Origin of the sequence: Paraburkholderia ultramafica (genome assembly GCF_902859915.1) — a bacterium.
Lineage (GTDB): Bacteria > Pseudomonadota > Gammaproteobacteria > Burkholderiales > Burkholderiaceae > Paraburkholderia > Paraburkholderia ultramafica.
Genome location: NZ_CADIKK010000001.1, coordinates 124,845 through 144,246 on the forward strand (window position 1 = coordinate 124,845; position 19,402 = coordinate 144,246).

A 19,402-nucleotide genomic window follows, 5' to 3' on the forward strand; every position below is an offset into this window, starting at 1 on the left:
GGAGACGATATGGAAACGAACGCATCGGCGAGCACCCACGCGCATCGCTCGCAGGCTCGCAAAGCAACGGCCAGCGGCTGGATCGGCTCGGCGCTCGAGTACTACGATTTCTTCATCTACGCTCAGGCAGCCGCCCTTATCTTCCCTCAGCTGTTCTTTCCATCGGGCAACCCGAAGATCGCGATCGTCGCGTCGCTCGCAACCTATGGCGTCGGGTACGTCGCACGGCCGATTGGCGCGCTCGTGCTCGGGCATTGGGGCGACACCCACGGCCGCAAAAACGTGTTGCTCGTCTGCATGTTCCTGATGGGTTTCTCGACGATGGCGGTCGGCTTTCTGCCCACCTACCACAGCATCGGCATGCTTGCTCCCGCGTTGCTGGTGGTGCTCCGTCTGATTCAGGGCTTCGCCGTCGCCGGTGAAATCTCGGGCGCGAGCTCGATGATTCTCGAACACGCGCCATTCGGACGACGCGGCTATTACGCGAGTTTCACGCTGCAAGGCGTGCAGGCCGGTCAGATTCTCGCCGCCGCAGTGTTCCTGCCGCTCGCCTACTACATGAATGAAAGTACCTTCAACGCATGGGGCTGGCGTATTCCGTTCCTGCTCAGCGCGGTCGTGCTGATCGCCGGCTACATCATTCGCCGCGCGGTGGACGAAACGCCCGCCTTCGAGAAGGAAGACGCCAGCGGCAACGTGCCGAAGTCGCCGATTATCGAAGCCTTCCGCTACAACTGGGGGGACATGCTGCGCGTGGTCGGCTGCTCGCTGATGAACGTGATTCCCGTCGTCGCCACCATCTTCGGCGCGGCGTACGCGGTGCAGCAGTCCTACGGCATCGGCTTTTCGAAGAGCGTCTATCTGTGGATTCCGGTGGTCGGCAACATCGTCGCCGTGCTGGTGATTCCGTACGTGGGCAATCTGTCCGACCGGATCGGCCGGCGCCTGCCGATCATCGTCGGCGCGCTCGGCGCGGGCCTGCTCTCGTTCGCGTACCTCTACGCGATCAGTATCAAGAACGTGCCGCTCGCGATGGTCATGTCGATCCTCATGTGGGGCATCATCTATCAAGGCTATAACGCCATCTTCCCAAGTTTCTATCCGGAGCTGTTCCCGACCCGCTCGCGTGTCTCCGCAATGGCGATCGGCCAGAACATCGGCACGACGATCACCGCGCTGCTGCCGGCGCTGTTCGCTTACGTCGCGCCGCCCGGATCGAACAACATCCCGCTCACCATCGGCGCGATCACGTTCGGGATCACCATCATCGCGGCGGTGACCGCATGGAGCGCACGCGAGAACTTCCGCGTCAAGCTGAGCGATCTGGGCGAGCCCAAAGCGGTGCCGATCGACAAGCACAGCTATGACGCGCTGCGCGCCCAGACGATGGCCGAAGCGAAAAAAGCCATCGCATAAGGGCTGCCGCCTGACCCATCTCATCGCAACCGCAGAGGACACGTTTCATGAACAGAACCCGGATCGCCGTGGCCGGCGCGGGCTACATCGGCCGCGCTCACATGGCGGTCGCGCAACAAAGCGGCACGTGCGCGCTGTCGGCGATCGTCGATCCGTCGCCGGCAGCCGGGCCGATCGCGGCCCACGCTGGCGTGCCGCTTTACCGGACGCTCGACGAACTGCTCGAACGGGATCGTCCGGACGGCGTGATTCTCGCGACGCCGAACCAGCTGCATGTGGAGCATGCGTTGATCTGTCTCGCGGCCGGCGTGCCGACGCTGCTCGAAAAGCCGATCGCGCCGAGCGTCGACGAAGCCGAAATGCTGGTCGGCGAAGTCGAACGCAGGGGCGTGCCGTTGCTGATCGGCCATCACCGCGCGCACAGCCCGATCATGGCGCGCGCGCGGCAACTGATCGACGAAGGCCGGCTCGGCAAACTGGTCGCGGTGATGGGCAGCGCGGTGTTCTTCAAGCCGGACCAGTACTTCGCCGACGCGCAATGGCGGCGCCAGCCAGGCGGCGGCCCGATTCTGCTGAACATGATTCACGAGGTGCACAACCTGCGCATGCTGTGCGGCGATATCGTCGCCGTGCAGGCTTTTTCGTCGCGTGCGACGCGCGGCTTTCCGGTCGAGGACACGGTTGCGATCAACCTGCGTTTTGCCAGCGGCGCGCTCGGCAGCTTCATGCTGTCGGACACCGCCGCGAGTGCACGCAGCTGGGAACAGACGTCGCAGGAAAACAAGGCCTATCCGTCGTACCCGGACGAAGATTGCTACGTGATTGCGGGCACGTTCGGCTCGCTGTCCGTGCCGACGATGCGCCTGAAAACGTACGGCAAAGCCGAGGACCGTTCGTGGTGGAAGCCGTTCGACGTGAGCGTCGCCGCGATGACGCGCGACGATCCGCTCAAGCTCCAGCTAGACCATTTCGAGCGCGTCATTCGCCGCGAAGCCGAGCCGCTGGTGAGCGCCCGCGACGGCTTGCAGAATCTGCGCATTACCGAGGCGATCGCCGAAGCCGCCAACACCGGTTCGGTCGTCGACACGACGCCAGCCGTCGCGGCGGCCAACTAGTTCCGCGCGGCATATGCCGCGCAATTTCATTCTTCAGGGATGCTCAATGAAAACGTTCGTGATGCTGCACGGCATCAACCACAATATGTTCGGCAAACGCGACCCGGCGCAATACGGCACCGTCACACTGGCCGAAATCGATAGCAAGCTGCAGGCGTTGGGCAGGGAACTAGGCGTTCAGGTTGAGAGCTTTCAGACCAACAGTGAAGCCGATATGTGCGAGCGCATTCACCAGGCGTTCACGGACAACGTCGACGGCGTGCTCATCAACGCCGGCGCGTGGACGCACTACAGCTACGGGATTCGCGATGCCTTGGCCATTCTGACGGTGCCGGTGGTCGAGATCCATATGTCGAACATTCACGCTCGCGAAGCGTTCCGGCATCAGTCGGTGTTTGCGGAGATCGTCAAAGGGCAGATTTGCGGCTTTGGCGTCGACAGCTATCTGCTCGGGCTGCGGGCGGCGGTGTCGGCGGCGGGCTAGATAGCTAGTGGATGCCTGGCGCCGCGTGCGGTTTTTGTCACGGCGCGCGGCGCAATGTAGCGCATGTTGCACGCGGTGAGTCGCAGCGCCGCGTACACAGCGAACCCTCAGCGCCACTGCTCGGTCAGTTCGTTGGCCAGCACCATCTTCTCGCGGACCACGTCGACCAGGCCCGCATCGACGCCACCCTGCGTCTTCAGGAACTTCAATGCGGCAGAGTGCACGGCGCGCATCGAGCGTCCGTCGATCCCGGCCATGCGCGCCGCGCTGCGCCGCGTCTCTTCGACCAGATCGCGGGCGCTGCCGAAGTCCGGCGACAACCCGCTTTGCGATTCGAACCCGGCGCGCAAACAGGCCGCGTAGCCGCGCGACTGCCCAAGCCGGTCGATGTCGATCAGCAGATCGGCGCCCTGCGTCACCCGCAACGCACAGAGAATCCACAACGCGACGAACGCGCGATAAGCGTTATTGCCTTCCGCCGTGCGCGCATATTGCTCGCACGCCATTGCATAGGCGTCATCCGACATCGACGCCGCGGGCGGCAAACTCACGCCGCAGACGTCGATGGCCTGCCTGACCAGCGGATCCGACTGATTCAGACCGAGCACGCGAAACGGCGCGGCGACGAAAAACGGATTGCTCCATTGCTGACTGAGCAGCCACCCCGACGCGAACTGCGATGCGGGATTGCGCAGCACGCCCACGTGCATCGCCTGCGGAAAGGCTTCCTTCAACCAGGGCAGCCGGCCCGACGAGCGGCAAAACTTGAAAACCGGCACGCTGCGTTGTTCGACGGTGCGCTCGCACAGATTGCGCAAATAGGCGTGCAACGCGGGGAATTCCGCATCCGGCACGCTCGCGAAACGATCGATGCTGAAACTCTTGCGATATCCGGCTACGCCGCGCGCGCTTTCCTGAAGAAACGGCCGGTACTCGTCGAAGTACGGCGCGGCGAGCGGCGGGTGCCCCGAGGTCAGCGTGGGACGGGACGCGGAAACATCGGCGAGGCTCAGCTCGGCGAGCACGTTGCTAAGCGGCTCATAGAATCCGGTTACCGCGTCGAGCTCGCGCAGACGCGACCAGACCCACGTGCCCGCGCTGCGCCAGCCCGTGTGCAGAAATACCGCCTGTTTCAAGGCACTTTTCCGCGCGACATCGTCGGGACGGCGAGCCGGCTCGTTCGACCTGGAGGCAGGCTCACCAGCGGCGCTTGACGGGCCATTCATCGGCGCTTGTGACATCGGCATTGGACTTCTCTTCTAGTGAAAGCGACAACAATTCGATGGAAAGCGGACGCTGCCCGCGCCACACGACGGAGGCACATACTTTAGCGGGTCAAGCTGTCGGCTTCGTTACGGAAACATCACTGCTGCCGCCGTGGCGGCGATAACCATACGAATTTAATGCGATCCGGCATGAATTCAGTTTGACTGAATCTATGAGTTACTTCGTCTGAACGTTTGGCCACCAACGAAACTTTATAATCAGCTCACCGCCCACAGCCGGTTAGATCATGACTTCCGCATCCGTTCCCGCCGCCTACCCCAAAGCGGTCCTCTTCGACCTACTGACCGCCCTGCTCGACTCGTGGACCTCATGGAACCACGCGGCGGGGTCCGAACCGGCGGGCCGCGCATGGCGTGCCGCCTATTTGCGTCTGACGTATGGCTGCGGCCGCTACATCGCGTATGAACAACTCGTGCGCGACGCGGCCACGGAAGTCGGCCTGCCGGAATCCGCCGCGCTCGCACTCGAAGCGGACTGGCTGAAACTGAAGCCCTGGCACGGCGCACTCGACGCGGTGCGGGCACTCGAACCGCACTGCAAGCTCGCGATCGTCACCAATTGCTCCACTCGCCTCGGCACCCAGGCGGCCAACCTGTTGCCGATCCGCTGGGATGCGATCGTCACCGCCGAAGAAGCCGGCGTCTACAAACCGGACCCGCAACCCTACCGGCTCGCGCTCGAAAGACTCGGCGTCAAAGCCCACGAAGCCGCGTTCGTGGCCGGCTCCAGCTACGACATGTTCGGCACCGCCGTCGTCGGCTTGCGAACATACTGGCACAACCACGTCGGCCTGCCGCTCGTCGCGGGTGCACAGCCGCCCGAACTCGAGGCGCCGACGCTCGACCAGTTGGTCCCGTGGCTCAGCCGCTTCGGCCGCTAAGCCCAAACCACCTCAATCCCCGGTGAAAGCATGAAACTCGAACAGATCGAAACCCCCGCCGCATTGATCGACCTCGCGCGTATGCAGAAGAACATCGCGCGAATGCAGGCGCAGATGAACACGCTGGGCGTCGCGTTCCGGCCGCACGTGAAGACCACCAAATGTATCGACGTGGTACGCGCGCAGATCGCCGCCGGCGCGCGCGGCATCACGGTGTCGACGCTGAAGGAAGCGGAGGCTTTCTTTGCCGCCGGCGTCGACGACATTCTCTACGCGGTCAGCATGGCCCCTTCGAAGTTGCCGCGAGCCCTGGCGCTGCGCCGCCAGGGCTGCGATCTGAAGCTGGTGGTGGACAACCCGACCGCCGCGTCGGCGATCGCCGCATTCGGCGACCAGCATGGTGAAACCTTCGAGGTGTGGATCGAAGTGGACACCGACGGGCATCGCTCGGGCATCACGCCGGAACAGGACACGTTGCTCGAAGTCGGCCGGATTCTGCATGAGAACGGCGTCAAGGTGGGCGGCGTGATGACCCATGCGGGTTCGAGCTACGAGCTCGACACGCGAGAAGAGCTCGCCGCGCTCGCGGAGCAGGAACGCGCGGGCTGCGTGCGCGCGGCGCAACGGCTGCGCGACGCCGGCATCGAGTGCCCGGCGGTCAGCGTCGGCTCGACACCGACCGCGCTCGCCGCCACGCAACTGGACGGCGTCACCGAAGTGCGGGCCGGCGTCTACGTGCTGTTCGATCTGGTCATGCACAACGTCGGCGTGTGCGCGCTCGACGACATCGCGCTCAGCGTGCTCGCCACCGTGATCGGCCATCAGGCGGACAAGGGCTGGGCGATTCTCGACGCAGGCTGGATGGCGATGAGCCGGGATCGCGGCACGTCGAAGCAGTCGCATGATTTCGGCTATGGCCAGCCATGTCTGCTGAACGGCACGCTGCTGCCCGGCTACCTGGTGTGCGGCGCCAACCAGGAGCACGGGATTCTGTCGTCGACCGAAGCGGGCGCGCACGATGACGACATCGAGCAGCGCTTCCCGATCGGCATGAAGCTGCGCATTCTGCCGAATCATGCGTGCGCGACCGGCGCGCAGTTTCCCGAGTATCACGCGGTGGCGCCGGACGGCAGCAGCGTGGAGTGGCGACGTTTTCAGGGTTGGTGAAGCACGTGCGGCCCCAGAGCCTCGGAGCCGCCCGTCACTCGTCTTCTTCTCCAAGGCCCGCCAGCAGATCGTCGACAGCGCGATACACGCGCTCGACGATCTCCGGTCCCACCTTGCGCTCCAGCTCGCGATAGTGCGCTTCGAGATCCTTCGAAATCACCCGCACCAGTTCCACGCTCGTGTCCGTCAGCGACACCATCACGCGGCGCTGATCTTCCGCAAAACGCTCCTTGATCACCAGGTCCATGCTCTCCATGCGCGCGAGCACACCGGCCATGCTCGGGCTCGAGATCGTGCAGATATCGGAGATATGGCGCGGCTCCATCGGGCCGTGTTCGTTGAGCGCGCGAATCACGCGCCATTGCTGTTCCGTCAATCCATGAGCGGTAATCAATGGACGGAAACGCTCCATCATTTTTTCTCTGGCGCGCAACAACAGCATGGGCAGGTTGCGGTGCAAAACTCGGGTGGCAGCGGACATGTTGTTAGAAAAGAATAAATGCAGCCGTCGAAGCTTAAGGGAAAACCCGCGATCAACCGACAGACTATTGACCGTGAATGATATCAAGCGCAATACTACTAACATGTTAGTGTTTTCGCCGAGATTTTTCCACGAGGCCGCTCATTTATGTTTGCCCTTGCCGATCACCTGCTGCATCCCGAAGGCGACGCGCTGCCTCGCGACGTGGACGCGCGCGCCGTGGCCGCGCTGCTCGCACGCGGCATCGCCTGCCGTGCGCCGGTGCGCGGCGCGGTTTACGGGACCCTGCTGAACGACCACGCCGCTCTGGATGCGTTAGGCGATGCGGTGCATGCCGCGCCGTATAAAGCGCCGCCGAAGGCCCCGATTCTTTATCTGAAGCCTCGCAACACGCTCGCCGGCCATCGCGCGCGGGTTGTCGTGCCGGACGACGCGTTGGGGGTGGAAGTCGGCGCGTCGCTGGGTATCGTGATCGGCCGCACGGCAACACGCGTTGGCGCGGAGCGAGCGGCTGACTACATCGCCGGCTATACGCTGGTCGCCGATCTGAGCGTGCCACATGCGAGCGTGTACCGGCCTTCGGTGCGCTGGCGTGCGCGCGACGGCTTCTGTGTGGTCGGCCCGGCTGTGGTGGCGGCGCGTCATGTCACGGCGCCGGACGCTCTCGGCATCAAGGTCTCGCTCAATGGCGCGGAGACCTTCACGGCAAGCAACGCGTCGTCGGTGCGCAACGTCGCGCAATTGCTCGCCGACGTCAGCGATTTCATGACGCTCAGCGCAGGCGACGTCATTACGCTGGGTGTACGTCACGGCTCGCCGGTCGCGCATATCGGCGACACGGCCACGCTTTCGATCGGCGCATTGCCGCCACTCACGGTGTCGTTTGTCCGCGCACCAGAACACGATGGAGAACAGCAATGATGCGCGGCCGCGTTGCGTATGCCGGGGCGATTCACGAAGCGTATCCGCACGTCGATGGCGTGCGCCTCGCGGATGGCCGCGTGCGTCGCGAGGACGAAATGGTCTGGCTCGCGCCAATCGAAGTCGGCACGATCTTCGCGCTCGGCCTGAACTACGCCGAACACGCCAGGGAATTGCAGTTCAACAAGCAGGAAGAGCCGCTCGTGTTTCTCAAAGGACCGGGTACGGTGCTCGGTCATCGCGGCGTCACGCGGCGTCCCGCCGATGTCACGTTCATGCACTACGAGTGCGAACTGGCGGTCGTGATCGGCCAGACCGCGCGCAACGTCACGCGCGAAAACGCAATGCAGCATGTGGCCGGCTACATGATCGCCAACGACTACGCGATCCGCGACTACCTCGAGAACTACTACCGCCCCAACCTGCGCGTGAAGAATCGCGACGGCGGCACGGTGCTCGGTCCATGGTTCGTCGACGCCGCCGATATCGACGACGTCACGCAACTGGAATTGCGCACGTTCGTGAACGGCACGCGGCAACAGCACGGCAACACGCGCGATCTCGTCACCGGCATCCCGGCGCTGATCGAATATCTGAGTGGCTTCATGACCCTCGCGCCCGGCGACGTGATTCTCACCGGCACGCCGGAAGGCATCGTCAACGTGAATGCGGGCGACGAAGTGGTCTGCGAAATCGACGGCCTTGGCCGTCTCGTCAACACGATTGCATCCGACGCGGACTTCGGCCGCGCGTGAGCCTATGTGCTCTGCATGGGATCAGAGTAGCGCTGAAGCGCCAACTCCGATCGACCGCCTTGCATGGGATCGGAGTAAGCGCTGAAGCGCCAACTCCGATCGACCGCCTTGCATGGGATCGGAGTAAGCGCTGAAGCGCCAACTCCGATCGACAGCAAAAAGAGAAAGGACAACCCAATGCGAATCGACCATCTGATCAACGGCGAAGCCTGCGCCGCGAAAGACTATTTCGAAACGGTCAATCCGGCTACCCAGGACGTGCTCGCCGAAGTCGCCCGCGGTGGCGCGCTAGAAGTCGACGCCGCCGTGCGCGCGGCCAAACACGCGTTTCCCGCCTGGGCCGGCAAGCCCGCCGCGGAACGCGCGAAGCTGGTCCGCAAGCTCGGCGAACTGATTACGAAGCATGTGCCGGAAATCTCGGAGACCGAAACGAAGGACACCGGCCAGACCATTTCGCAAACACGCAAGCAACTCGTGCCGCGCGCCGCCGACAACTTCAGCTACTTCGCCGAAATGTGCACGCGCGTCGACGGCCATACGTATCCCACTGATACTCACCTGAACTACACGCTGTTTCATCCGGTCGGCGTCTGCGCGCTGATCTCGCCGTGGAACGTGCCGTTCATGACGGCCACATGGAAGGTCGCGCCCTGCCTCGCGTTCGGCAACACGGCCGTGCTGAAGATGAGCGAACTGTCGCCGCTCACGGCGTCGATGCTCGGCCAGCTCGCCCTCGAAGCCGGTATTCCGGCCGGCGTGCTGAACGTCGTGCACGGCTTCGGCAAGGAAACCGGCGAACCGCTGGTCGCGCACCCCGATGTGCACGCGGTGTCGTTCACGGGATCGACCGCGACCGGCAATCGCATCGTGCAAACGGCGGGGCTCAAGAAGTTCTCGATGGAACTCGGCGGCAAGTCGCCGTTCGTGATTTTCGACGACGCCGACTTCGAACGCGCACTCGACGCCGCCGTGTTCATGATCTTCTCGAACAACGGCGAACGCTGCACGGCAGGTTCGCGCATTCTGGTGCAGCGCTCGATCTACGCGCGTTTCGCCGAGCGTTTCATTGAACGCGCGAAGCGTTTGACCGTGGGCGATCCGCTCGCCGACGGCACCATTGTCGGCCCGATGATCAGCCAGGGGCATCTGGCGAAGGTGCGCAGCTATATCGAACTGGGTCCGAAAGAAGGCGCAACGCTCGCGTGCGGCGGCCTCGATACACCCGGCTTGCCCGACGCGATGCGCAAAGGCAACTTCGTCATGCCGACGGTCTTCGTCGATGTCGACAACCGCATGCGCATCGCGCAGGAGGAAATCTTCGGCCCGGTCGCATGCCTGATTCCATTCGACGACGAAGCCGATGCGATCAAACTCGCCAACGACATCTCATACGGCCTGTCGAGCTACATCTGGACCGAGAACACGGGCCGCGCGCATCGCGTCGCCGCTGCCGTCGAAGCCGGCATGTGCTTCGTCAACAGTCAGAACGTGCGCGATCTGCGCCAGCCGTTCGGCGGCACCAAGGCCTCGGGCGTGGGCCGCGAAGGCGGCACGTGGAGCTACGAAGTGTTCCTCGAACCGAAGAACGTCTGCGTGTCGCTCGGCTCGCATCACATTCCGCGCTGGGGCGTGTGACGCATTGAAGCGGAGTGGATCGACGCGCGGGTGCAGCGTGCCTCGCGCGGAACCAGCCACACAGAACAGGAGACCACCACGATGGGCAAACTCGCGTTGGCAGCAAAAGTGACTCACGTCCCGTCGTTATATCTGTCCGAACTCGACGGTCCGCATAAAGGTTGCCGTCAGCCCGCGATCGACGGCCATCATGAAATCGGCCGGCGTTGCCGCGAACTGGGCGTGGATACGCTCGTCGTGTTCGATGTGCATTGGCTCGTGAACAGCGAATACCACATCAATTGCGCACCGAAATTCGAAGGCGTGTACACGAGCAACGAGCTGCCGCATTTCATCAGGAACATGCCGTACGCGTATCCGGGCAATGTCGGACTCGGCAATCTGATCGCGGAAGTCGCCAACGAAATGGGCGTGAAGAGCCGCGCGCACAGCGAGACCACACTTGGACTCGAATACGGCACGCTGGTGCCGATGCGCTATATGAACGGCGATCAGCATTTCAAGGCGGTGTCGGTCTCGGGCTGGTGCATGTGGCACGACCTGGAAACCAGCGCGCGTTTCGGCCTCGCGGTGCGCAAGGCGATCGAGGAACGTTATGACGGCACCGTCGCGATTCTGGCGAGCGGGTCGCTCAGTCATCACTTCGCCAACAACGGCACGGCCGAGCAGTTCATGCACAAGGTGTGGAACCCGTTCCTCGAACGGATGGACCGCAGCGTGGTCGAGTTGTGGGAGGCCGGCGACTGGAAGACCTTCTGCGCAATGCTGCCGCTGTACAACGAGAAATGCTGGGGCGAAGGCGGCATGCACGACACCGCGATGCTGCTCGGCGCACTCGGTTGGGATCGTTACGACGGCAAGGTGGAAGTGGTCACGCCGTACTTCGGCAGTTCAGGCACCGGCCAGATCAACGCGATCTTCCCAGTCACGCCGCTGCCCGCTTAACTTCCAGAGAAAGGAGCCTGCCGTGCCGCATCTGACACTCGAATACAGCGCCAATCTCGCCGGCGCGGACCGCATCGGCCAACTGTGCAACGCGCTCGCGCATTGCCTCGACGCGCAACGCGACCACGATCAGCGCGTCTATCCGCTCGGCGGCATCCGCGTGCGCGCATTGCGCTGCGAGCAGTACTGCATCGCCGACGGGCGCCCTGACGCCGCGTTCCTGCATGCGAATCTGACGATCGGCGCGGGCCGCTCCGAAGCCACTAAAAAAGCCACCGGAGACGCGCTGTTCGCACTGATCAAACAGCACTTCGCGGCGGAGTTCGAACAGCAGGGTCTGGCGTTGTCGCTGGAGATCAACGAGTTCAGCGAAGCCGGCACGTGGAAGCACAACAATCTGCACGCGCGGCTCAAGGGCAATACCTGAACCTGAAGCCTGACTACCCGGGAGCCGATACCTGATATTCAGGCCCGGCGGCGGCTCATAGAGAAACCATCATGCTAGACGAACAGACCATCCGCGACCTCGCGGCCCAACTCGACCACGCCGAGAAAAACCGCACTCAGCTGCGCCACTTCTCCGCCCAGTATCCGCAGATGACCGTTCAGGACGGTTACGCGATTCAACGCGAGTGGGTCAAGCTCAAGCTGGCCGAAGGCCACGTCATCAAGGGCCGCAAGATCGGGCTGACCTCGCGCGCGATGCAGCGCTCGTCGCAGATCGACGAACCCGACTACGCGCCGCTGCTCGACAGTATGTTCATCGAAAACGGCCACGACATCCGCGCGGACCGCTTCATCGCGCCGCGCGTGGAAGTCGAGCTGGCGTTCGTGCTCAGCAAGCCGCTAAAGGGCCCCGGCGTCACGCTGTTCGATGTATTGGACGCCACCGCTTACGTCAGCCCGGCGGTGGAAATCATCGACGCGCGCATCGAACAGTTCGACCGCGAAACCAAAGCGCCGCGCAAGGTCTACGACACGATCTCGGACTTCGCCGCGAATGCGGGCATTGTGCTCGGCGGCCGTCCGGTGCGTCCGCTCGATGTCGACCTGCGCTGGGTCGGCGCGCTGCTTTACAAGAACGGCACCGTGGAAGAAAGCGGACTGGCGGCGGCGGTGTTGAATCACCCGGCAACGGGCGTGGCCTGGCTCGCCAACAAGATCGCCCCGTACGACGAAGCCTTGAACGCGCACGACGTGATCCTGAGCGGTTCGTTCACGAGCCCGATCCCCGCGCGCGCGGGCGACACGTTCCACGTCGACTATGGTCCGCTGGGCGGCATCGGTTTGAATTTCATCTGAATGGATCGACATGTCCTTACCGCACAACACATTCAAGCGCGCGCTGGTTGAAGGCCGGCCGCAATTCGGCCTGTGGGCCGCGCTCGCCGACGCCTACGTGACCGAGTTGCTGGCCACCGCCGGTTTCGACTGGCTGCTGATCGACAACGAGCATGCGCCGAACGACGTGCGCAGCACGCTGTCGCAATTGCAGGCGGTGGCCGCGTATGCGTCGCATCCGGTGGTGCGTCCGGTGCGCAGCGACAGCGCGTTGATCAAGCAGTTGCTCGACGTCGGCGCGCAAACGCTGCTGCTGCCGATGATCGATACAGCCGAACAAGCCGCCGATGCGGTGGCGGCCACGCGTTATCCGCCGCACGGCATTCGCGGCGTGGGCAGCGCGTTGGCGCGCGCGTCGCATTGGAACCGGATCCCCGACTACCTGAACACGGCCGCCGACGAGTTGTGCGTGCTGGTGCAGGCGGAAACCGTGCAAAGCATGGAGAATCTGGCGGCGATTGCACGCGTGGAAGGCATCGACGGCGTGTTTTTCGGGCCGTCGGATCTGAGCGCGTCGATGGGCCTGCTCGGCAAGCCGGGCGACCCGAGCGTGCGCGAAGCGATTCGCCGCGGCATCGAGACCGTGCGCGGCGCGGGCAAAGCGGCGGGCGTGCTGGCGCCCGATCCGGCGATTGCCGCGGAATATCTCGCGGCGGGCGCGACCTTCGTCGCGGTCGGGACGGATACGAGTCTGTTGAGCCGTGCGGCGGCAGATCTGGCGGCGTCGTACAAGAAAACGGCGGCAGTGGCCGCGCCGACTAAAGGCGGATATTGAGCCGGCTCCCGAGCCGGGAGCGGCCAAGCCTGCGTAGTGGGAAGAGGGAAAAGAGCAGAGAGAAAAGCGCTACTCCCCCGCAGGCCAAGGCAACCCCAGCTCCGACCAGTCCAGTTCCACGCCGATCACGGAGCGCTCAGCCGCGAACTGCACGGCCAGCGTCACCGCGATACAGGGCCGGCCGCTTGCCAGCGAAAGATAAGGATTACTGGTGACCACCACCCCCGGCAACAGCACCGCATTGCGGAAATACGGCCGATGATCCCAGCGCGCATCCCGCGGATTCGCTACCGGATGCAGCGACGCCCCCTCCTTGCTCCACGCCGGCCCCGCCACCTCATAACCGATCTGCCGGCCTGAATCGTCGAGAATGAAACAGCTGATGCAGCGTTCGAACGTCGCAAGCGTTGCAAACGCGTCGTCCATGACGACGCCGGCCAGCAACGCATCGGCGGCAAGCCGCAACGCGATCCGGTACGGCTCCACTTCGGATTCGAACAACGCATGCTGATGCGCCCGGCCTTGGGCAATCACGTCGAATGCGTCGTCGATTTGCCGGTGCACCGACTCCGGCGGCGCAATCTCCGCCGCCGGCCGGCCGAGCAGATAGCCCTGCGCGAAATCCACATTCGACTCCACTGCGAGAATCAACTCCTCGGTGGTCTCCACGCCTTCGACCACCACCAGCATCCCCGCCTGGTGCAGCAGCGAGACGAGCTTCGGCAGGATCGGCTGTTCGGTGCCGTGCGTGGTCGCGCGAATCAGTTCGCCGTCGAGCTTGACGAGGTCCGGGCGAATCCGCAACAGCCGGTCGAGATTCGACTGTCCGGCGCCGAAATCGTCGACGGCGATCAGGAAGCCGTGCTCGCGGTACAAAGCCGCCGCCCGCGACATATCGTCGACACTGCCGCCATGCGATTCGAGAATCTCGAGAATCACCCGGTCGGTTTCGAGTCCCGACGCCCGTACGATCGTGGCCAGCTGATCGGCGTAACCATCGGCGATAAACGTGGCCGGCAGAATGTTGAGGAACAGCCACGCGTCGTCCGGCAGCGACCGGCATGCGTTGCCCAGGTGCACCGCATGACTCGCACGGTCGAGCGCGCCTTCGTCCTGCGACGGCTTCGGCGCGAACATCACCACCGGCGGCACCAGCGTGCCGTCGTCCTGCTCGCCGCGCAGCAGCGCCTCGAACCCCACCTGCTTCTGATGCGACAAACTGTAGAGCGGCTGGAAGTGCGAGATCAGATAAAAGTCCTCCCACCGATGCCGCTGCGCCGCCCCGCTCCCGGCACGCGCGTCGTCGCCGGTGAACGGTTGCAGCGCGCGTTCGGCGCACACGCGGTTTCTGCCCGAGTGCTTCGCGCGCCGCAACGCTTCGTCGGCACGGTCGAGCAGCACCATGATGCTTTCGCCGTGCCGGTGTTCGGCCACGCCGAAGCTGGCGGTCAGGTGGCCGTCCGGCCGTTCGATCGCCTCAATCGCGCCGCGCATCCGCTCGGCCAGTTGCAGCGCGCCGGTCAAGCCGCCGAGCAGCAGCACCGCGAACTCCTCGCCGCCGATCCGGCTCACGCTGTCGTCGGCGGTGGTCTGGTCCATCAGCACCTGGGCGACCTGGTGCAGCGCGTGGTCGCCGAGCGCATGACCGAAACGGTCATTCAACGACTTGAAGTTGTCGAGGTCGAGAAAAATTGCGCTGACCCGCGCGTCGGGCGCGATGGTGTCGAGACGGCGCGCGGCCTGCTTGACGAACGCGCGGCGGTTTTGCAGGCCGGTCAGCGAATCGGTCGCCGCGAGTTGCGCGAGTTGGCTTTCGAGCAGGAAGTGGTTGCGCCGGAAGCGATAAAAACCAAAGTGAAACACCACGGAAGTCGGTATGCCGATCACCGCGATCCACATCCACACGACCGCGTCGACATCGTACGCACGCGGCTCGCCGAGCAGCAGCGCGAACGCCGTCGCATAGAACAGCGCGCTGCCGACGAAAAAGTGCGTCGGCGTGAGCCACAGCGGCGCGGCGCAGATCGGGATCACCACCAGCGCGGGCAGCACCCACAGCAGCGGCTGCGCGAGCCCGGCGGCGTTCAGCGCAAGGCCGGCCACCAGGACCTGCATGTACGCGACGCCGATTGCGCCGAATACCCAGCTCGACTTCGCACTCGGGATCGCCAGCACCAGCAGTCCGAGCGCGAGCGCGCAGCACAGCCGGTAGGCCAGCGGCGGCGCCGGGCCGTCGACCAGGTTGCGCGCACCGACCATGCACAGGAACGCGACAACCGTGAACGCCATCGTCACGGTGGATAGCGGGCGCTGGTGTTCCAGCGAGCGCCGGTGAAAGCGATCGCGCACACCAGGATCGGGCAGGTGCTGCGTTGAGGTGGCAGACATATTGATAGATATCAGACTGGTTCCGGTCACTTCGCCAATGGTTATCGGCATAAATCTGACAAATATTTATGCCCGCTGCCGCAAATAGAGGGAGAAGTTGCCCGCTCTCGACCGGCTACGCCGCCGCCATCACGCGATTGCGGCCCGATTCCTTGGCGGCGTACAGCGCACCGTCGGCACGGGCCATCAACTGGGCGAGCGATTCGTCGCGCCGATGCTGGTCCACGCCAACGCTAAAGGTGTACCTCAGTCCACGCGGCAAGTCGGCCGCCGCGGTTGCGGCGAGCCGTTCGCGCAGACGCTCCAGCAGCGTAACCGCTTCGGCGGTGGTGGTCGCCGGGCACAGCACGCCGAACTCCTCGCCGCCCAGCCGGCCGAACACGTCGCCGACCCGCAGGTTGCCGGCGACGAACGCCGTGAAGTGGACCAGCACCTGATCGCCCGCTGCGTGGCCGTGGGTGTCGTTGACGGCCTTGAACGAATCGATGTCGATGATCGCCATCGCCAGCGGCGAGCGGCTGCGCAGCGACGCGTTCAGCAGCGCGCCGCCGATCGCAAGGAAGGCGCGGCGCGACAGCGCGCCCGTCAGGTCGTCGAGATTCGCGAGCCGTTCCAGCCGCTCGGCGAGGCGGTCGTGCGCCAGCATCACCACGCCGATCGACAGACACGGCGGCGCGAGAATCCCGAGCGCGAGAAACACGATGTTGGACGGCGAAACCTGCATCAAGCCGGACTGCTTCAGCATGCCGAAGCCGTACATGACGCCGCGCGACGCATGCCCCGCGCAAAACAGCAGCGCCGCCACCGCGAGGAAGTAATAGCTGTAGCGCGGCCGGTTCGACGGGCGGCCACGCAGCATGATCGCGGCGAGCGCCGCGTAGAGGCTCGCGTGAAACGCCGACACCAGCGCGACCCGCGCATTGAAGTCCGGCACGACGAAGGTCCAGTAGGCAATGCCGATCAGCACCGCGACCAGGCCCGCATAAGCCGGCCAGGGTCGCGCGCGGTGCCCGAGAAAACGCAGGCAGCCTTCGACCACCAGCAGCAGCGAAACGGCCAGCAACACGTTGGCCGCCACGAAGGTCAGCCAGCGCGACGCATGTCCTTGCAGCGCGAACGCGAGCAGCGCGACGATCGCGACCGCGTTGGACGAGATCCAGTAGCCGACGCCGGGGATCGTCGCGCGCCATAACGACCCGAGCACGGCCATCGCCATCGCGCTAGATAAAACCGTGACCAGCAGAATAGTGAGTGGATTGAGCATTGCAGTTGAATGAATCGAACAGCGTGACGACGGCGCGAAGCGCTTTGCTTGGGCCAGAACTCGCGCTTGATACGCGCGATTAATGCGCGAACTGAACTGCGCCATTGCATGCGCGACCACGCGTTACAAGTTCGTAAGCTTATCTGCCCTGCGAAGAATTTGGGTGGGCAGCGCGTCGGCAAGATTCTGCAAGAACCGTGTGACGACGAATCCATGCGGCCTGCGCGCCATCTCGAAACGTTGCATTTACCACGAAACGTAAAAGGCTAGAAGAGCGGCGAAATCATCGGTTAATACACCTGGCGGGCTCGAATGGGGTCGACGGCTCGCGCCGGCAAGGGGCGGCGGCTGACAATGCGGCGTGCGCCGGCAGCGGGGTGGACAGTGGCGCGGTTTATCCCGGCCAGAGCAAGACCGGCGTGGCGTATTCGCTCAGCGCGGTGGGCGAATATCAACTGGCGCCTCAACTGGCGTTCGGGGCGATCGCTTCGCTCGGCAATGCTTATCAATGTCGCGAGTGGCTCGCGGCGGTGTAGGTGCGCTACAGTTTCACCAGGCAGACGGGCTTGCAGCCGTTCCCGCCGTCGCCGCTCAGTTCGCCTTATCTGTCATTGTCGAATTAGTGGGTGCGGTTGGGCTTTGGCGGCGGATGCTCCGGTCAAGGTCCGCCCCTGTTATAGAACGAAAAAAAGCCGCAGGCGAAGCTGCGGCGAACAAACACACACGCCGAACGTTGGGGACGCTGACGTGTTTCCTCATGCTACCCAGACTCGCTGCGGATGCAAATCGGGTGTCTTGTGTGATGATTTCCGTCTGCTCGCCAAGGCTTGCAGGACGTACCCGTCGCGATATCTGAATGGAACGGTAGTCGCAAAAAAACTACACTGGACCATCCATCAGACGGAAATAATCAGTGTCGCTTTAGCGATGATCCGCATAGACGATCATCCAGCGATGTGAAATCGTCTTGCCGATGTGCTCGAGGGGCATTTTCGCTCGTCGCCGGATCGCCACTAGCGTCGCGCAGTTGCCTCGAAGTATGCTTCGGCACCTGCCGCGAGGAGGCAGGACAGCGCTGACACCCGATGCCGGCGATGACCAGTGAGGGATGCAGAAACGCCCGCCCCGCCGACCGCTCAACCGTTTTCGATGAGCGCGTTCCACCCGACCACGCTCCTTGGCCCGCCGGGTATTTATCGCCGCGTGCCGCCCCGCCTCCGTCGTCATAGAATGATCAATACGGGGGCAACATGAAACATGGACTGGTAGTTGGGCTGCTGTGCGGCGCGCTGCTTGCCGGCTGCATGTCGGCCGGGGTCGAAGTGAGACCTGAACAGATGTCGAACTTCAAGCCCGGCGTGACGACGCTGCAAGACGTGACGGCCAGGCTCGGACCGGCGGCGGTTCAGACCGCGCTGGACGACGGCTCGACGTTGCTGGTCTACACGTACGTGACATCGAGGCCGCATCCTGAGAGCTATATTCCGTTCATCGGGTCGCTGATTGGCGGTGCCGACACGCGCTCGTCGGCGACGGTGTTCCTGTTCGACGCGCACGGCATCCTCAAGACTGCAAGCACCACGACCTCGAACGTCGGCACGGGTCTGAGCGCGGGCTCGAGCACCGACGTGCACAGCGCGCCCGTGTCAGAAGCTCAGCCGTCCGTCGTGGTCAAGAGCGTTCAGCCGCCTGCCGTGGTCAAGAGCGTTCAGCCGCCCGTCGTGCAGAGCGCTGAGCCGCTTCTGGAAGAGGAAGTCCCGCCGGCCCCGGAAAACAGCACCGAACCGTCACCGGAACAGAGCATGGAGCCGGCCCCGAACAAGTAGCGACGGACCTCGGCCATTCACACCAGTGAATATCCGCCGCGAGCCGATGCGATGAGAACACCGTAAAGCCAAAGCTGCGCTCGAAGCGCCAGCCTGCGCTCAGCCGATCGGCACGGGCCTGCATCAGACTCGCCGTCGCATAGCGCATTCAACTGGGCCCGCAAGGTCGAGGTCGCCTGGATCAGGCCCGTTCCGAACAGGCCGAAAATCACCAGGAACTGCGCCAATCCCAGTGCGGCGCCATAGCTGCCATACCAGCACGCCGCCGCGATGGCGACGATGGCGCTAAGCGCGACAATCGTCCACTGCACTCGCAGGCTCCAGCGACGCAATGTCAATCCGAGCGGCAGAGACGGGGATTGTGCGTGGGACAGGCCGGCGGTAACGCGTGGCGGCTCTTTATAGGTCGACATGGATATTGCCCCACCGTCTTTTTATTGGCTTTCGCCTTCGATCGCTGGCCCGCTGCATGGGAGTGCAGTCCGAGAGCGCGTTGCTAGCGTGCATGTTCTTCTGTTCCGGAAGACGCCTCCGTAAGCGAGGTTGTCACGGCACGCATCGCTGCGGCGAACCTCCGTCTCCCTTGAATTCGCTGTGCGTGGCGCTCACCGCAAAGGCCACGCTCGCGCGGCGATTTTGCCATAGGGGGCGTCGCGCGGTTATCGCAAATGCCCTCATCTCACTTCTAATTTTCTTATCGCGCGAATGCGCTCCGGCATGCC

General features: G+C 64.0%; 18 protein-coding genes and 1 pseudogene. 14 read left to right on the plus strand and 5 right to left on the minus strand.

From position 1 onward, the window contains the following. The first annotated feature begins 9 nt into the window (after window positions 1-9). The 3 genes from HV744_RS00605 to aroQ are packed head-to-tail and all read left to right on the plus strand — an operon-like array spanning window position 10 to window position 3,015. A complete protein-coding gene (locus tag HV744_RS00605; RefSeq protein WP_175147640.1) occupies window positions 10-1,416 on the plus strand; it encodes an MFS transporter in 1,407 nt (468 codons plus the stop codon). 47 nt (window positions 1,417-1,463) lie between these two features. Then, on the plus strand, window positions 1,464-2,531 hold the full coding sequence (locus tag HV744_RS00610; RefSeq protein ID WP_175147641.1) for a Gfo/Idh/MocA family protein: 1,068 nt from the start codon (window positions 1,464-1,466) through the stop codon (window positions 2,529-2,531). A gap of 46 nt (window positions 2,532-2,577) precedes the next feature. Next, window positions 2,578-3,015, plus strand: a complete 438-nt coding sequence (gene aroQ, locus HV744_RS00615) for a type II 3-dehydroquinate dehydratase (protein WP_175147642.1) — start codon at window positions 2,578-2,580, stop codon at window positions 3,013-3,015. Between the two features lie 107 nt (window positions 3,016-3,122). Here the strand turns inward: aroQ and HV744_RS00620 are convergent, their stop codons facing one another. Continuing rightward, window positions 3,123-4,262, minus strand: coding sequence for a hypothetical protein (locus HV744_RS00620; protein WP_246278883.1), 1,140 nt, complete (start codon window positions 4,260-4,262; stop codon window positions 3,123-3,125). A gap of 266 nt (window positions 4,263-4,528) precedes the next feature. Between HV744_RS00620 and HV744_RS00625 the strand changes: the two genes are divergently transcribed. Together HV744_RS00625 and HV744_RS00630 are read left to right on the plus strand one after the other, a co-directional pair. Further along, the gene (locus HV744_RS00625) at window positions 4,529-5,182 is read left to right on the plus strand and encodes an HAD family hydrolase (protein WP_175147644.1); all 654 of its coding nucleotides are present in this window, start codon (window positions 4,529-4,531) and stop codon (window positions 5,180-5,182) included. Window positions 5,183-5,212: 30 nt separating this feature from the next. Next, complete coding sequence (locus HV744_RS00630; RefSeq protein ID WP_175147645.1) at window positions 5,213-6,349, plus strand: DSD1 family PLP-dependent enzyme; 1,137 nt, start codon at window positions 5,213-5,215, stop codon at window positions 6,347-6,349. Between the two features lie 34 nt (window positions 6,350-6,383). Here HV744_RS00630 and hpaR read toward each other — a convergent pair whose 3' ends face one another. After that, window positions 6,384-6,791, minus strand: a complete 408-nt coding sequence (gene hpaR, locus HV744_RS00635) for a homoprotocatechuate degradation operon regulator HpaR (RefSeq protein WP_175147646.1) — start codon at window positions 6,789-6,791, stop codon at window positions 6,384-6,386. Window positions 6,792-6,977: 186 nt separating this feature from the next. Here hpaR and HV744_RS00640 point away from each other — a divergent pair, with 186 nt between their 5' ends. The 7 genes from HV744_RS00640 to hpaI all read left to right on the plus strand — a co-directional run bounded on the left by HV744_RS00640 (window position 6,978) and on the right by hpaI (window position 13,202). Continuing rightward, entirely contained in the window at window positions 6,978-7,751 is a 774-nt protein-coding gene (locus HV744_RS00640) for a fumarylacetoacetate hydrolase family protein (RefSeq protein WP_175147647.1), read from the plus strand. After that, entirely contained in the window at window positions 7,748-8,506 is a 759-nt protein-coding gene (locus tag HV744_RS00645; RefSeq protein ID WP_175147648.1) for a fumarylacetoacetate hydrolase family protein, read from the plus strand. The genes HV744_RS00640 and HV744_RS00645 overlap by 4 nt, the downstream gene beginning before the upstream one ends. A gap of 177 nt (window positions 8,507-8,683) precedes the next feature. Then, window positions 8,684-10,141 (plus strand): 5-carboxymethyl-2-hydroxymuconate semialdehyde dehydrogenase, encoded by a 1,458-nt coding sequence (gene hpaE / locus HV744_RS00650; RefSeq protein WP_175147649.1) that lies wholly within the window; start codon window positions 8,684-8,686, stop codon window positions 10,139-10,141. Between the two features lie 81 nt (window positions 10,142-10,222). After that, a complete protein-coding gene (hpaD, locus tag HV744_RS00655) occupies window positions 10,223-11,086 on the plus strand; it encodes a 3,4-dihydroxyphenylacetate 2,3-dioxygenase (RefSeq protein WP_175147650.1) in 864 nt (287 codons plus the stop codon). A 22-nt stretch (window positions 11,087-11,108) separates the two neighbouring features. After that, window positions 11,109-11,513: a 5-carboxymethyl-2-hydroxymuconate Delta-isomerase gene (locus HV744_RS00660; RefSeq protein ID WP_175147651.1), complete on the plus strand. Its 405-nt coding sequence runs from the start codon at window positions 11,109-11,111 to the stop codon at window positions 11,511-11,513. A gap of 71 nt (window positions 11,514-11,584) precedes the next feature. Next, complete coding sequence (gene hpaH, locus HV744_RS00665; protein WP_175147652.1) at window positions 11,585-12,388, plus strand: 2-oxo-hept-4-ene-1,7-dioate hydratase; 804 nt, start codon at window positions 11,585-11,587, stop codon at window positions 12,386-12,388. A 10-nt stretch (window positions 12,389-12,398) separates the two neighbouring features. Then, entirely contained in the window at window positions 12,399-13,202 is an 804-nt protein-coding gene (gene hpaI, locus HV744_RS00670) for a 4-hydroxy-2-oxoheptanedioate aldolase (RefSeq protein WP_175147653.1), read from the plus strand. A gap of 69 nt (window positions 13,203-13,271) precedes the next feature. On the opposite strand, the gene HV744_RS00675 is transcribed toward hpaI, so the two are convergent. Then, a complete protein-coding gene (locus HV744_RS00675; RefSeq protein WP_175147654.1) occupies window positions 13,272-15,590 on the minus strand; it encodes a bifunctional diguanylate cyclase/phosphodiesterase in 2,319 nt (772 codons plus the stop codon). 115 nt (window positions 15,591-15,705) lie between these two features. Continuing rightward, window positions 15,706-16,854: a GGDEF domain-containing protein gene (locus HV744_RS00680; RefSeq protein ID WP_175147655.1), complete on the minus strand. Its 1,149-nt coding sequence runs from the start codon at window positions 16,852-16,854 to the stop codon at window positions 15,706-15,708. Between the two features lie 320 nt (window positions 16,855-17,174). Between HV744_RS00680 and HV744_RS00685 the strand changes: the two are divergent. Next, a pseudogene (locus HV744_RS00685) lies at window positions 17,175-17,477 on the plus strand (cellulose synthase subunit BcsC-related outer membrane protein); the annotation flags it as partial. A gap of 627 nt (window positions 17,478-18,104) precedes the next feature. After that, on the plus strand, window positions 18,105-18,680 hold the full coding sequence (locus tag HV744_RS00690) for a hypothetical protein (protein WP_175147656.1): 576 nt from the start codon (window positions 18,105-18,107) through the stop codon (window positions 18,678-18,680). 17 nt (window positions 18,681-18,697) lie between these two features. Here the strand turns inward: HV744_RS00690 and HV744_RS00695 are convergent, their stop codons facing one another. Continuing rightward, the gene (locus HV744_RS00695) at window positions 18,698-19,093 is read right to left on the minus strand and encodes a hypothetical protein (protein ID WP_175147657.1); all 396 of its coding nucleotides are present in this window, start codon (window positions 19,091-19,093) and stop codon (window positions 18,698-18,700) included. Window positions 19,094-19,402 lie beyond the last annotated feature (309 nt).